This is a genomic window from Tardiphaga sp. OK245, assembly GCF_900108575.1.
Lineage (GTDB): Bacteria > Pseudomonadota > Alphaproteobacteria > Rhizobiales > Xanthobacteraceae > Tardiphaga > Tardiphaga robiniae.
This window is the reverse complement of the sequence record NZ_FNWZ01000001.1, coordinates 486,893-500,145: the sequence shown is the minus strand read 5'-3', so window position 1 is coordinate 500,145 and position 13,253 is coordinate 486,893. Positions and strand designations below refer to the sequence as shown.

The 13,253-nt window shown below is 60.8% G+C and carries 15 protein-coding genes; 7 read left to right on the top strand and 8 right to left on the bottom strand.

Annotated elements, in window-relative coordinates:
- Positions 1–6: 6 nt before the first annotated feature.
- Positions 7–468: an Lrp/AsnC family transcriptional regulator gene (locus tag BLW80_RS02290; RefSeq protein ID WP_089265228.1), complete on the bottom strand. Its 462-nt coding sequence runs from the start codon at positions 466–468 to the stop codon at positions 7–9.
- A 152-nt stretch (positions 469–620) separates the two neighbouring features.
- Here BLW80_RS02290 and BLW80_RS02285 point away from each other — a divergent pair, with 152 nt between their 5' ends.
- Entirely contained in the window at positions 621–3,005 is a 2,385-nt protein-coding gene (locus BLW80_RS02285) for a thiamine pyrophosphate-binding protein (RefSeq protein ID WP_093756653.1), read from the top strand.
- Between the two features lie 213 nt (positions 3,006–3,218).
- Here BLW80_RS02285 and BLW80_RS02280 read toward each other — a convergent pair whose 3' ends face one another.
- Positions 3,219–3,455: an Lrp/AsnC ligand binding domain-containing protein gene (locus BLW80_RS02280; RefSeq protein WP_068735543.1), complete on the bottom strand. Its 237-nt coding sequence runs from the start codon at positions 3,453–3,455 to the stop codon at positions 3,219–3,221.
- Between the two features lie 153 nt (positions 3,456–3,608).
- Between BLW80_RS02280 and thiD the strand changes: the two genes are divergently transcribed.
- Entirely contained in the window at positions 3,609–4,409 is an 801-nt protein-coding gene (thiD, locus tag BLW80_RS02275) for a bifunctional hydroxymethylpyrimidine kinase/phosphomethylpyrimidine kinase (protein WP_093756652.1), read from the top strand.
- A gap of 113 nt (positions 4,410–4,522) precedes the next feature.
- On the opposite strand, the gene BLW80_RS02270 is transcribed toward thiD, so the two are convergent.
- The 4 genes from BLW80_RS02270 to BLW80_RS02255 all read right to left on the bottom strand — a co-directional run bounded on the left by BLW80_RS02270 (position 4,523) and on the right by BLW80_RS02255 (position 6,178).
- The gene (locus BLW80_RS02270) at positions 4,523–4,942 is read right to left on the bottom strand and encodes a DUF6647 family protein (RefSeq protein ID WP_093756651.1); all 420 of its coding nucleotides are present in this window, start codon (positions 4,940–4,942) and stop codon (positions 4,523–4,525) included.
- Positions 4,943–5,009: 67 nt separating this feature from the next.
- Positions 5,010–5,162 carry a hypothetical protein gene (locus BLW80_RS30160; protein ID WP_170849546.1) on the bottom strand — a complete coding sequence of 51 codons (153 nt, stop codon included), beginning with the start codon at positions 5,160–5,162 and terminating at the stop codon, positions 5,010–5,012.
- 57 nt (positions 5,163–5,219) lie between these two features.
- On the bottom strand, positions 5,220–5,579 hold the full coding sequence (locus BLW80_RS02260) for a hypothetical protein (protein ID WP_093756649.1): 360 nt from the start codon (positions 5,577–5,579) through the stop codon (positions 5,220–5,222).
- Positions 5,580–5,986: 407 nt separating this feature from the next.
- Positions 5,987–6,178, bottom strand: coding sequence for a hypothetical protein (locus BLW80_RS02255; RefSeq protein WP_093756648.1), 192 nt, complete (start codon positions 6,176–6,178; stop codon positions 5,987–5,989).
- Between the two features lie 192 nt (positions 6,179–6,370).
- On the opposite strand from BLW80_RS02255, the gene BLW80_RS02250 reads away from it, so the two are divergent.
- Positions 6,371–8,314 (top strand): BTAD domain-containing putative transcriptional regulator, encoded by a 1,944-nt coding sequence (locus tag BLW80_RS02250; RefSeq protein ID WP_244527914.1) that lies wholly within the window; start codon positions 6,371–6,373, stop codon positions 8,312–8,314.
- Positions 8,315–8,317: 3 nt separating this feature from the next.
- Here BLW80_RS02250 and BLW80_RS02245 read toward each other — a convergent pair whose 3' ends face one another.
- Together BLW80_RS02245 and BLW80_RS02240 are read right to left on the bottom strand one after the other, a co-directional pair.
- Positions 8,318–8,785, bottom strand: a complete 468-nt coding sequence (locus BLW80_RS02245) for an MAPEG family protein (protein ID WP_170849545.1) — start codon at positions 8,783–8,785, stop codon at positions 8,318–8,320.
- A gap of 233 nt (positions 8,786–9,018) precedes the next feature.
- A complete protein-coding gene (locus tag BLW80_RS02240) occupies positions 9,019–9,243 on the bottom strand; it encodes a hypothetical protein (protein WP_093756646.1) in 225 nt (74 codons plus the stop codon).
- 389 nt (positions 9,244–9,632) lie between these two features.
- On the opposite strand from BLW80_RS02240, the gene BLW80_RS02235 reads away from it, so the two are divergent.
- Genes BLW80_RS02235 through BLW80_RS02220 form a run of 4 tightly spaced genes read left to right on the top strand, consistent with a single transcriptional unit; the run spans position 9,633 to position 13,250 of the window.
- Positions 9,633–10,292 (top strand): class I SAM-dependent methyltransferase, encoded by a 660-nt coding sequence (locus tag BLW80_RS02235; protein WP_093756645.1) that lies wholly within the window; start codon positions 9,633–9,635, stop codon positions 10,290–10,292.
- 56 nt (positions 10,293–10,348) lie between these two features.
- Positions 10,349–11,146 (top strand): UDP-2,3-diacylglucosamine diphosphatase, encoded by a 798-nt coding sequence (locus BLW80_RS02230; protein ID WP_374725715.1) that lies wholly within the window; start codon positions 10,349–10,351, stop codon positions 11,144–11,146.
- A gap of 14 nt (positions 11,147–11,160) precedes the next feature.
- Positions 11,161–12,210: a glycosyltransferase family 4 protein gene (locus BLW80_RS02225; RefSeq protein WP_093757308.1), complete on the top strand. Its 1,050-nt coding sequence runs from the start codon at positions 11,161–11,163 to the stop codon at positions 12,208–12,210.
- Between the two features lie 53 nt (positions 12,211–12,263).
- Positions 12,264–13,250 (top strand): threonine ammonia-lyase, encoded by a 987-nt coding sequence (locus BLW80_RS02220; protein WP_093756644.1) that lies wholly within the window; start codon positions 12,264–12,266, stop codon positions 13,248–13,250.
- The last annotated feature ends 3 nt before the right edge of the window (positions 13,251–13,253 follow it).

Here is a 13,253-nt window from a genome sequence, read left to right as displayed (position 1 = left end):
GGGCCCTCACACCGGCAGTGCGATCGAATACTTCACCTGGCTGAGGGCGAAGCTGGATTCGATCGAGGCGATGCCGTCGAGCCGGGTCAGCTTGTTCTTCAGGAATGCCTCATAGGATGATAGATCCGCCGCGACGACGCGTAAGAGATAGTCGCGGTTGCCGGTCATCAGATAGCATTCCAGTACTTCCTCCCATTTCGAGATCGCTTTCGCAAAACGGTTGAGATCTTCCTCCTTCTGCCGGACAAGCTTGATGGAAATGAAGACGCTGACCGGAAGCCCGATTGCCTTCTGATCGACCAGCGCCATGTAGCGGGTGATGACGCCGCGCTCTTCCAGCAGTTTCACCCTGCGATGGCACGGCGAGATCGACAGGCCGACCTTCTCGGCAAGCTCCTGCATGGTGATGCGGCTGTCGATCTGCAACGCGGCGAGAATCTTGCGGTCGATTGCGTCGAGGGCTGACATTGGGAAAATTCCATGAAATGGGAGCCAGAACCATTCATTTATCCCAATATGGTCCTGGTTGTCGCGATGAATTGAGAAAATCACTTTCGAGCGCCTGCTAGAATGGCGACCTCATCACGAACCAGCGCAGCTGGCCGACGCGGGAGCCCACCATGCCGATCGATCATCATCGCCTGCAGACCCTGACCGCATTGGCGCGCAAGGTGCTCTGGCTCTCGTCATGGACCATCCATAACGCCAACCACATCCGCCCCAATACCGACGGCCTCAAGGTTGGCGGCCATCAGGCGTCATCCGCCTCGCTGGCGACGATCATGTCGGCGCTGTATTTCGCCGTGCTGAAGCCGGAAGACCGCGTCGCGGTGAAGCCGCATGCGAGTCCGGTGTTCCACGCCATTCAGTATCTGTTCGGCAACCAGACGCGCGAGAAGCTCGAGAACTTCCGCGGCTTCAAGGGGGCGCAAAGCTATCCGTCGCGCACCAAGGATATCGACGATGTCGATTTCTCCACCGGCTCGGTCGGCCTCGGCGTCGCGCAGACGCTGTTCTCGTCGCTGGTGCAGGACTACGTCTCGGCTCACGGCTGGATGAAGGACCGCCGCGAAGGCCGCATGATCGCGCTGGTCGGCGATGCCGAGATGGACGAGGGCAATATCTTCGAAGCTTTGCTTGAAGGCTGGAAGCACGGGCTGCGCAACACCTGGTGGATCGTCGACTACAACCGCCAGAGCCTCGACGCCGTGGTGCGCGAGGGTCTGTGGGAGAAGTTCGAATCCATGTTCCGCAACTTTGGCTGGGACGTGGTGATCGTGAAGTATGGCCGGCTGATGCAGACGGCTTTTGCCGAGCCCGGCGGCGCCGCGCTGAAGACCTGGATCGACAACTGTCCGAACCAGATCTATTCGGCTTTGTGTTTCCAGGGTGGCGCCGCGTTCCGCAAGCGGCTCAACGACGAGATCGGCGATCAGGGTCCGGTGTCGCGCCTGATCGAGGCGCGCAGCGACGAGGAGCTGCTGGCACTGATGTCCAATCTGGGCGGCCACGACATGGCCAGCATGGTCGAGGCTTTTGAAGCCATCGATCACAATCGTCCGGTCTGCTTCATCGCCTACACCATCAAGGGCGTCGGCCTCCCGTTCCAGGGTCACAAGGACAACCACGCCGGCCTGATGACGCCGACGCAGATGGAGACCTGGCGCGCGGCGCAGAACATCCGGCCCGGCCATGAATGGGATAAGTATGAAGGCCTGACGCAGGACGCTTTGATGCTCGATACGTTCCTCAAGGATGTGCCTTTCGTGCAGCAGGGCACGCGGCGTCTGGGCGCTGACGTGATCGATGTTCCCGCGCATCTGTCGTTCAAGCCGTCGCCGGAAATGTCGACGCAGCAGGGTTTCGGCCTCGTCCTGCATGAGCTGGCACGCGGCGATACCGAACTGGCGTCCCGCATCGTCACGGCGTCGCCTGATGTCACCGTGTCCACCAATCTCGGCGCCTGGGTCAATCGCCGCGGATTGTTCGCGCGCGCGGAGAAGGCCGATCACTTCCGCAGCGAGAAGATTCCGTCCACCTTCAACTGGGACTTCTCGCCGAAGGGCCAGCATCTCGAACTCGGCATCGCCGAGGCCAACCTGTTCATCCTGATGTCAGCCTTGGGCCTGTCGAGCAGCATCAACGGCGTCCGTCTGCTGCCGGTCGCGACGCTGTACGATCCCTTCATCGAGCGTGGTCTCGATCAGCTCAACTATGCATGTTATCAGGATGCGCGTTTCATGGTGGCGGCGACGCCGTCGGGCATCACGCTTGCGCCAGAAGGCGGTGCGCATCAGTCGATCGCGACGCCGCTGATCGGCATGGCGCAAGACGGGCTCGCATCATTCGAGCCGGCTTTCGTCGATGAGCTCGCCGTCATCATGGGGTGGGGCTTCCAGCACATGCAGCGCGACGCGGGCACTGATGACAGCGGTCAGCGTGCCGGCGGCTCGGTCTATCTGCGGCTCTCCACGCGCACCATCGAGCAGCCGCAGCGCATGATGACGCCGGAGCTGCAGCAGGGCATCACTGACGGCGCCTACTGGCTGCGCAAGCCGGGCGCCAATTGCGATCTGGTGATTGCTTATACCGGCACGCTGGCGCCGGAGGCGATCGAGGCAACGGGATTGCTCGGCGACAGCCATCGCGACATCGGCCTGCTGGCGATCACGTCAGCCGACCGTCTCCATGCCGGCTGGACATCGGCGCGAAAGATCCGCCGCGACAGGCGCAACCCGCAGCATCTCAGCCACATCGAGAAGCTCCTGCAGCCGCTGCCGCGCGACTGCGGCATCGTCACCGTGCTCGACGGCCATCCGGCGACTTTGGGCTGGATCGGCAGTGTGTGCGGTCATCGTATGGAAGCGCTGGGCGTCGAACAATTCGGCCAGACCGGCACGATCGGCGATCTCTATCGCCACCACGGCATCGACGCGAATGCGATCGTCGACGCGGCAGAGGAGCTGAGCGGCATTCCGGTCCTGCACCGGAAAATGGCGGTGTAGGTTTCTTAACCTCTCCCCGCTTGCGGGGAGAGGTCGCCGCGTCTTCGCGGCGGGTGAGGGGCATGGCACGACGTCGCCATATACTCGCAATTCGCGGATCGGAATCTGTGCGACATGCCCAGGGTGAATTGGAACGGCTATTGTGCCTCGCCCCTCATCCCACCCTTCTCCCCGCGCAGAGCGGGGCGAAGGAGCGCACGGCCGGTGCGTTTCTCAAAACGCCTTGAACGTGATGATCGTATGCGTGTCCTGGATGCCCGGGATGGTCTGAACCTTCTCGTTCACGAAATGGCCGATGTCGGTGGCGTTATCGACGTAAAACTTCACCAGCAGGTCGTAATGCCCAGCGGTGGAATAGATCTCCGAGGCGATTTCGGCTTCGGCCAGCGCGTTGGCGACGGCGTAGGACTGGCCAAGCTTGCACTTGAACTGGACAAAGAAGGGGACCATCGGGATTCTCCGGAAACGGGCGATTTTAGAGATCATCAAGCCCAAAACAGGGGGCGGCGCAAGCCGCCAGCATGTCGCCGCCTTGCTGGTTCACGACTGGCGGGGTAGGACTGGTATGGCTGCTTATCCCTTGATCTCGTGCGAGTTTTTCCGATGCCCACACCCGTTGCGCTGACCATTGCCGGCTCGGATTCCTCGGGCGGCGCCGGCATCCAGGCCGACCTCAAGACCTTCGCGGCGCTGGGCGTCTACGGCGCGTCGGTGATCGCAGCGCTGACCGCGCAGAACACCAAGGGCGTCACCGGCATCCATCAGGTGCCTGCGGAGTTCGTGAGCGAGCAGATCAATGCCGTGTTCGTCGATCTCGCGGTCGGCGCGGTGAAGATCGGCATGGTCGCGCAGCGCGATGTGATCGAGGCCATCGCCGCGGGCCTTGCGACATGGCAGCCGAAACATGTGGTGCTCGATCCCGTGATGGTGGCGACCTCAGGCGATCGTCTGCTGGCGCCGGAGGCCATCGCCGCGCTGCGCAGCACGTTGATCCCGTTGGCCCAGATCATCACGCCAAATCTGCCGGAGGCAGCCGCGCTGCTTGATGAACCAATGGCGGAGGGCGATGCGGCCATCGAGGCGCAGGGCAAGCGTCTGCTCAAGCTCGGCTGCAAGGCTGTGCTGATCAAGGGCGGCCACGGGACCGGCCCGGAGAGCACTGACTATTTTATCACCGCAGACCGCGCCATTGCATTGCCGGCAGAGCGCGTGTCCACGAAGAATACGCACGGTACCGGCTGCACGCTGTCATCAGCGATCGCGGCAGGCCTTGCCAAGGGGCAGGACATGGAAGCCGCCGTGCGTACGGCGAAAGCCTATGTCACGTCTGCGATCGCTGCGGCGGATCGTTTTACGGTCGGTCACGGCCACGGCCCGGTGCATCACTTCCACGCATTCTATTAGGCAGGTCCAGATCGGCTCAAACCAACCTCGGCGCGCTACAATCGCCTGAGCATCCGTCCGCGCGCGAGCCTGCTACATCTCATGGCATATGACGAAGGAACGTCGCGTGCCGCTCACGAGCCGTCGCGGCAGACGCTCACCATGTAGATTGTGAGTTCATTCGTGCCGACGAGGCTGTAGGGATCCTCGACCCCCTGTTCGCGGAGCCATGTCATCTGAAGGTCATAGGCCTGGCGTTCGTGGGCTGCCACACACGGAGCTTCGACGTTGTTGGCTCGTTGCACGTGATGCACGAGCTCGTGCAGCAGCGCGCTCTTCTGCCGCAAATTGACCGGTTGCCATTCGTGAGGAAGATAGATCGCGCCCTGTTCGCGACTGTAGAGGGCTTGAAATTCGAGCCCGCTATTTTCCGGCACACCACTTAGCACAGCCATTTCTGCTGACGTCGCGAAATGGATTGGCGGGTGAGCCGGAGGGGCGAAGCCGGTTTGGGCGATGATCCATGCGATGTAGGTGGCGATCAGAGCGTTCACGTAGCGACCTCATGCGGATATGGCCTGCGGGGAATTGGACGCTTCAGTTGCGTATTCGTGGCGAGGATCAGAAAAGGCCCGAGCTCAAATCCAGGCCGTAAGTGAGCGAGAGTACGAACACCAGAATTCCGGCTCCGCAGAAAAACAGAAAATGCTTGAGCACATCGGCTCCGGTGATCGAACGAAGAGCGCGGGACATCGCGCTCGCGATTGCAGCCATGTCAGCCTCACGATTGTTGCCGTCCATTGATGATTGATGCCTCTTCGCCAGCCGCAGTCAGTCGCCCCAGGCCGCTATATTCACAGGGCGACTGTGCTCGGGCGCCGCCCGTGCCAGGAGGACGCCGCCAATCACGTGCACAATGCCGAAGCCAATAAGGATCAGGATGATCAGGTGCGTCTCGCTCAGTCGTCTCACGTTTCTTTTCCTTTCACTGTTCTGTATTTGACGAGCACGCATTTTCGCGTCTGGCGATGGAACGGGCTTACCAGGATTGGTGTCGATGCGGTCGGAGATGAGATGCTGGTAGCGATGAATGACGTTGATTGCCTGCCGGCGACGGGATTCATGAAGTGCGCCGACGATCATCGAAGCCCCTACAGGTGCTGGAGACGGCGCCGGAAAGTCGGTCTTCATAATTCTTTTCCTGATACTTCACGGCATGATGCAGGTGAGCTTGCTGACCGCTCGGCCGCCTGACACTCTTGAGATTTGCATTGAAACTTCGCTGCGCTTGCTGGCATTGGCCGCGATGCTGCCGTGGCGTTGGCTTTGTTCGCTTACGGTAGCGGCAAGCTCGACATGTGGTATGTGACGAAATCATCGGAAGCGAGGTCAGGCTGATCGGCTCGGGGCCTTTGGCTCGTTGCAGCCAAAGCAATCAACAAAATCGAGCCATAGAACGCGATCACTCCAGTTCTCCATCTCGCGACGACTCGTCGTTCGTCTTCGGTTGAGAGAAAGGCATACGATCGCGCTCGCAGTTGCGCGGTATTGGTCAATGCGACCTCCTGCTTGACGGCTACTTCGAAATCGAACTGAGATCAGTCGTCTCCGAAAAGGAGGGGGGAGACGGGAGGCGTGGCGTGCGAAGCCGCTCTGGCTTTCGGAGCGGCGAGGGAAGTCAGCGCCACATCAACTCCGGCGAGGATCACGGTCAGGGTAACGACGACTGCAATGATGTGACGCGTGCGCATGACGGCTTCCGGGTGAAGTTGCTCTGCGCCGAATGCCATTCGCATCTCGTCGCATTTTGACTTGAACCCGCCGCCGTCTCGCCGGCGTTAGTCAGCCGTCATCGCTGCGTTAATACTGCTCGCAAAGTTGCCAATCTGAGTTAAATGTATATTCAGAGGACGCATTTGTTCAAAACTTGGAAGTAGCCGACAGTGTGCCCAAAATTTAATCTTTCGCTTTTGGGACGCGTCGTGCTCACCGGGCCGGACGGCGTGGTCGGCTTGCCAAACAAGAAGCTCTCGGGATTGCTTGCTTATCTGGCTTGCACGGCACCGGAGCCTCAGCCGCGCGAAAAACTGTCGACCCTGTTCTGGGGGTCTTATTTCGACGCGCAAGCAAGGCAGAACCTCCGTCAGTCACTGTTTAAGCTACGTCAAATTCTGGGTCGCGATGCTCTCAAGAGCGATGGCGAGTTCGTATCGCTGAATACGACGGTGATCCTGTGCGATATCAGCCGGTTCGAGGCCCTGGTGCGGGAGGGCGGCCGTGATGCGCTGGGTGAGGCGGCGAATCTCTATCGAGGGCGCTTCGTCGATGACATCGGAGTTAGCGAAGAAGGCTGGAGCGATTGGCTGGCTGGCGAACGCCAGCGATTTCAGGAGCTGGCTCTGACTGCGATGGTCGGGCTCGGCGAAAAAGAACTGGTCGCCGGTCGCGCCGATCACGCATTGAAGGCCGGGCACCGTGCCAGCGCACTGAACAACATGCGTGAGGATGCGCACCGGCTGATCATGCAAGCTCTGTCTGCAACCGGGCGTAAAGCTGAAGCGCTCAAATACTATCAAGAGGTCGTTGGGCTTCTGAAGCGAGAGCTCAATACAGAGCCGGACGAAGCAACCAGAGCGCTTGTTGCTGAACTACGCAGAGCCCAGACACTGATCGAATCGGTGGCTGTCAGCGAGATCGAGATATCGACTCCACTTGCGCCTGCTCTGATGATGGTCGCGGATCAACCATCCATCGTGGTTCTGCCGTTTCGGAACATGAGCGACGACCCGGAGCAGGAATACTTCGCTGACGGTGTCACCGAGGACATCATCACCGCTTTGTCGCGCTTTCGCGAATTCGTGGTCATCGCACGCGGATCGAGCTTCGCCTTCAAGGATAGAAGGCTGACCAGCCGGCAAATCGCGCAACAACTCGGTGTTCAATACGTCCTGAGCGGCAACATCCGCAAAGCGGGCAACCGCATTCGTGTATCGGCCGAACTGACCCATGCCCGCGATGAGGTTCAGGTCTGGTCTGATCGCTACGATCGCGCCATCGTCGATGTTTTCGATCTGCAGGATGACATCAGCGCGAGCGTCGCTGCAGTGATTGATCCGGCCGTGCGGAGCGCCGAGGTCGAGCGCGCAAGGCGCAAGCCGCTCTCTGATCTTTCGGCTTACGACATCTACCTGCGAGCGCTTCCCCATCTATGGAACGGAACCCGTGACGGGATCACGAGGGCGATCGTATTGTTGCGACAGTCTCTCAACCGCGATCAGCTGCGCCCAGCCACGCTGGCGTCCCTTGCTTGGGCACTTGTCATGGCGTCGCCTCTGGGGGCGGCGGCTTTGCCGGAAACGTTGGTCGAAGCCGTCGTCTTGGCGCGCCGCGCCGTCGAGCAAGATGGTGCAGATGCGTTCGCCCATGCGGTCTATGGCTTCACATTGTTTGGTCCGGTCGGCAACAACGGTCAGGGGCGCATCCACTGCAAGGAAGCTGTGCGCCTCAATCCAAGCTCCGCCTTCGCCTGGGGCATTCTTGGAATGATCGACAGCATGGGTGGTGACTATGAGCATGCTGTCACATGCCTTCACCGGTCGATCGCCCTCAGCCCCTATGACAATATGCTCCATTTTTGGATGACGGGCCTGGCTGCATCATGCTTTGCGCTCGGGCGCCCTGAGGATGGTGTCTTGTGGGCGCGCAACTCGATCCAGCAGAATCCGGCCAACGGTACGGGCCATCGCATGCTGGTAGCCAATCTTGTAGCCGCCAGGCGATTGGAAGAGGCCCGCGACGTGACGCGCCAGCGCGATGCCGTGCAAAAGACAACTATCGCAGAGCTTCGTGCCATGCGCTTTTTCAAGCAGGACGACGATCTTGAACGTTACCTATCGGCTCAGCGCGAAGCCGGCGTTACGGCTTGAACTTCACGCGCCGACCGCAGATATCAACGTCCGGACGGTCATGAAGATCAGGATGAGCGAGCCCACAGTCCAGAAGGTCGCGCGTATCTCATGAATTTGTTCGGTGAGATAGGCGATGAAGTGAAGCAGACGTGAGGCGACGTAACCGTATAGCAGCCATTGGGCGAGCAGCAGGGACGGTTGCGTGAGAATGTAGAGCAAACCCGCGACCAGGAAGTAGGGCAGGCTCTCGAGGTCGTTTATTTGGATCCGGCGGATCCGCTCGACGCGCTCGTTGGGCAAGAGTTGCGCCGGGTCGGGCGCGGGGTTCATGGGCGTCTTCTTGATATCCTCGGGTGAACGGTAGCCGCCTTTGATGTCGATCATACGGACTACAGTCAGCCACGACATCGCCACAGCCTTGAGGATCGTCAGGCTCGCAGCAATGACGTAGGTAGCGAATAGCGGATCGTTCAGAGTGAGTTTGTCCAATGTGCCGTCCCCCACAGGTCATAGATCGCATCTATGATCCAGCGCGTTTCCGAGTGAAATGCAATGTCTGTTTGTGCGATCGTCCGATCAGCCGCCGTTGAAAGGGACAAATGCGTGTCATGGAAATGCTCCACCCGAAGATTCTTGATCTTCTGGTCGATCTCGGAGACATCGATACTTGCGCTCTCGGTCGAGTCCGCTGTCTACCGCAGCAATCGGATTGCGATCTTGGGCTAGCGACGCTTCAATAGCCAGGGTTCCCAGAAAAACCGTGACGCTTCGGCGTGCGCTTCGTACAGGCCGATGCCGATATCGTGGAGAAAATCGGGCCTGTCTCTGATATCTGCGCGCAACTCTGCCCTGAAACGGGCTCGCTGCCGCCACGTGGCAGGCAGGCTGAAGATCGCACCGAGACGCATATGATCGTCGCCTGATACAAACTGTGCGTAGGCGCGCATGGTGGTGCTCCGATTTTTGCGACCGGGATATCCCGGCATATCGCTGCGTGACAGCCATTGAAGCCTGTCGACGTCGTTGCCGACGTCAGTCAGGCGTCAGAGCAGCGTTATTTTCGCTTAAGGCGCCGCGAAGAGGCGGCCAAGCGTGTCGAACGCGTTCAGGAAGGGCTTCGTCTTGCAAATTCCGCGCGTCAGCACCGGATTCGCGATCCACGTGCGGCAGCCGCTCTGTGGGTACATATCAATTACGGTAGTCCCCGGGGGCTCTTGGCGTATCCAGCGGTACTTCTCATGCGACACTCTGTCGTCGATCTGTCATCCCGGCTTGATATCAGCCGAACAGCAAATGGGTTGTCCGATTCTTTCGAGCACGCTGGGCGGAACCTTCGATGACGACGCTGGATCTCGAAAAGTCCATTGTTGAAACGGCCTATGCGCGCTGGGCTCCGATCTATGATGCGGTGTGCGGTCCGGTGATGCTGAAGGGGCGCCGTGCGGCTGCGGAAGCGGCGCGCGCTGTTGGCGGCAAGGTGCTTGAAGTCGGCGTCGGCACCGGCCTGTCATTCGATGACTATGATGCGACAACCGAGATCACCGGTATCGATCTCAGCGCGCCCATGCTGGCCAAGGCGCGCGCCAAGATGGCAACCGGCCGCTATCCATGGGTCAAGGACATCAGGGAGATGGACGCCCATGCCATGACATTTTCTGACGCGACCTTCGACTGTGTCGTCGCACAGTTCGTGATTACGCTGGTCGAGAATCCCGAGCAGGTATTGTCCGAGTGCCACCGCGTGGTGAAGCCGGGCGGCCGCATCATTCTCGTCAATCATCTGTATTCGGAGACTGGTCTGGCAGCCGCCGTCGAGCGCTGGGCCGCGGTGAAGACCCGTTCCCTTGGTCTACGCCCGGAATTCCCGTTCGCGCGGCTGCAGGCGTGGTCGCAAGCGAATGCTGAATCGATCCTCGTCGAACGCCGCAAGGTGGCGCCGTTCGGCATCTACACATTGGTTACTTTTGAGCGAACCGCGGCGGCGCTGGCGGCGTAAATCGTCATCGCCGTGTCATGCAAATCAGTTAGCTGCTCGACATGGAAAGAGACGTGATGAGTGAAGGCAACGAAAAGCGCTTTCGCACCTTGTTTATCTCCGACGTCCACCTTGGCGCCCGCGGATCGCAGGCTGACCGGCTGCTGGACTTCCTCCGCACCCATGATGCCGATACCATCTATCTCGTCGGCGACATCGTCGATGGTTGGGCGCTGAAATCCGGCTGGCACTGGCCGCAGTCCCATAACGACTTCGTGCAGAAGATGCTGCGCAAGGTGCGCAAGGGCGCCAAGGTCGTTTACATTCCCGGCAATCACGACGAGTTCCTGCGGAGCTATTACGGTACGCATTTCGGCGGCATCGAGGTCGTCGAGACTGCGACGCATGAAGGCGCGGACGGCAAGAAATACCTCGTCATCCATGGCGACATTTTTGACCTCGTGGTGCAGAACGCGCGCTGGCTCGCCCATCTCGGCGATAAGGCCTATGATTTCGCGATCCAGATGAATCGTCTGGTCAATGCGCTGCGCAAATTGTTCGGCTTCCCCTACTGGTCGCTGTCGAAATGGGCCAAGATGAAGGTGAAGAACGCCGTCAACTATATCGGCGCATTCGAAGAGACGCTGGCCGGCGAGGCACGGCGTCACGGCGCTGATGGCGTGATCTGCGGCCATATCCACTACGCGACGATCCGCGACGAGCACGGCATCCGCTACATGAATTGCGGCGACTGGGTCGAAAGCTGTACGGCGCTGGTCGAACACGAGGATGGCCGCTTCGAGATCATTACCTGGACCGATCCGGTCCGCCGCGGCATGCCGGTGCAGGCGCTCGCACCGGCCAAGGCGGCGTGAAGGATGGCGGCCTGATGCGCATTCTCGTCGCTACCGACGCCTGGCATCCCCAAGTCAACGGTGTCGTACGCACGCTGACAATGATGGCGGAGGCGGCCAAGGGCTTTGGTGTCGATGTGAGTTTTCTCACGCCGGAATCGTTTCGTACTGTCGGGCTGCCGAGCTACGCTGATTTGCGCGTTGCGATCCCGAGCCGCCGCAAGATCGCGCAACTGATTGACGAGGCGAAGCCCGACAATATCCATATCGCCACCGAAGGTCCGATCGGGTTTTCTGCGCGCGCTTATTGCCGCCGTCGCAACATTCCCTTCACCACCAGTTTCCATACGCGCTTCCCCGAATATATCTCGGCGCGTTTTCCGATTCCGGAGGCCTGGGTCTGGGCAGGCCTGCGCCGTTTCCATGGCGCCAGCTCTGCCGTGATGGCGGCTACGCCGGCACTCGCGACCGAGCTACGTGACCGCGGCTTCCGCAATGTCGTGCTGTGGCCGCGCGGTGTCGATGCCAATCTGTTTCATCCGCGGCAGGTCGATCTCGGCAAGCCGAAGCCCATTTTCCTCTCGGTCGGCCGCGTCGCCGTCGAGAAGAACCTCGAAGCCTTCCTCGATCTCGATCTGCCGGGTACCAAGGTCGTGGTCGGCGATGGCCCGGCCCGTACCGCGCTCGAAGCGAAATATCCCGAGGCGCGGTTCACGGGCGCGTTGCAGGGCGAGGCTCTGGCCGTTGCCTATGCCGCGGCCGATGTCTTCGTGTTCCCGAGCAAGACCGACACCTATGGTCTCGTCCTGCTCGAGGCGCTGGCGAGCGGCGTGCCAGTGGCAGCCTTCCCGGTGACGGGTCCGAAGGACGTGATCGGAGCGTCGCCGGTTGGTGTGTTGTCGGACGACTTGCGGCAGGCCTGTCTCAAGGCGCTTGAGATCTCGCCGCAGGATTGTCTCAAGTTTGCTGCAGGTCACACCTGGGAAGCGTCGGCACGCGCTTTCGTCAGCAATATCAGCCATGTGCGGGCCGAAATCGCTGCCCGTGCGCCGTCCGCAACGAAGCATCCGCGTTTCGCTGCCTGACATGCTCTTTGTATAGCTTGCCCGCCGGTTGTGCCGCGCGATAAAATGCGCGCATGACAAACACCCCATTGCCGATTACATCCGCCGATATCGATGCTGCCGCGCGCGTCATCGCCCCTTATGCAGCGCGTACGCCGTTGCTCCGGTCGCCTGCGCTCGATGCGCTGACCGGCGCGAAAGTGTTCCTGAAGCCGGAAGTGCTGCAGCGAACCGGCTCGTTCAAGTTTCGCGGCGCCTTCAACAAGATTTCCTCGATCCCCGAGGGTGAGCGCGGCAATGGCGTCGTCGCATTCTCCTCCGGCAATCACGCACAGGGCGTTGCCGCCGCGGCGCAGATCCTCGGCATGAAGGCGACCATCGTGATGCCGTCCGATGCGCCGGTGTCGAAGGTCGAACGCACCAGGGGCTATGGCGCCGAAGTCGTGCTCTATGATCGTGACAAGGAAGACCGCGAAGCCATCGCCCGCGATATTGCCGGCAAGAGCGGTGCCACGGTCGTGCCGCCCTATGACGACACGTTCGTGATGGCCGGGCAGGGCACTGTCGGCCGCGAGATCGCCGAGGACATGGCCGCCCTGGGCATCGTGCCGGACATCGTGTCTGCGCAGGCCTCCGGCGGCGGCTTGATCGGCGGCATTGCCACAGCGGTGAAGGCGCGATTCCCCGAGACCTCAATCATCGTCGCAGAGCCCGCGGGCTTTGACGATCACGGCCTCTCACTACGCGCCAGCAAACGTGTCGCTCATAGCAATGCGGGCCGCACGATCTGCGATGCGCTGATGGCTCTGACGCCCGGCGAAATCACCTTCGCGGTCAACCAGCATCTTCTGTCGGGCGCCGTCACCGCCACCGACGAGGAAGTTGGCAAGGCAATGGCCTTTGCGTTCCGCGACTTGAAGCTGGTGGTCGAGCCCGGCGGCGCCGTGGCGCTGGCCGCGCTGATGCACGGGCGTTTCGACGCGCGCGGCAAGACGGTGGTGATCGTTTTGTCCGGCGGCAATGTCGATGCGGATCTCTACGCCAGGATCATCAACGCCTGAGCT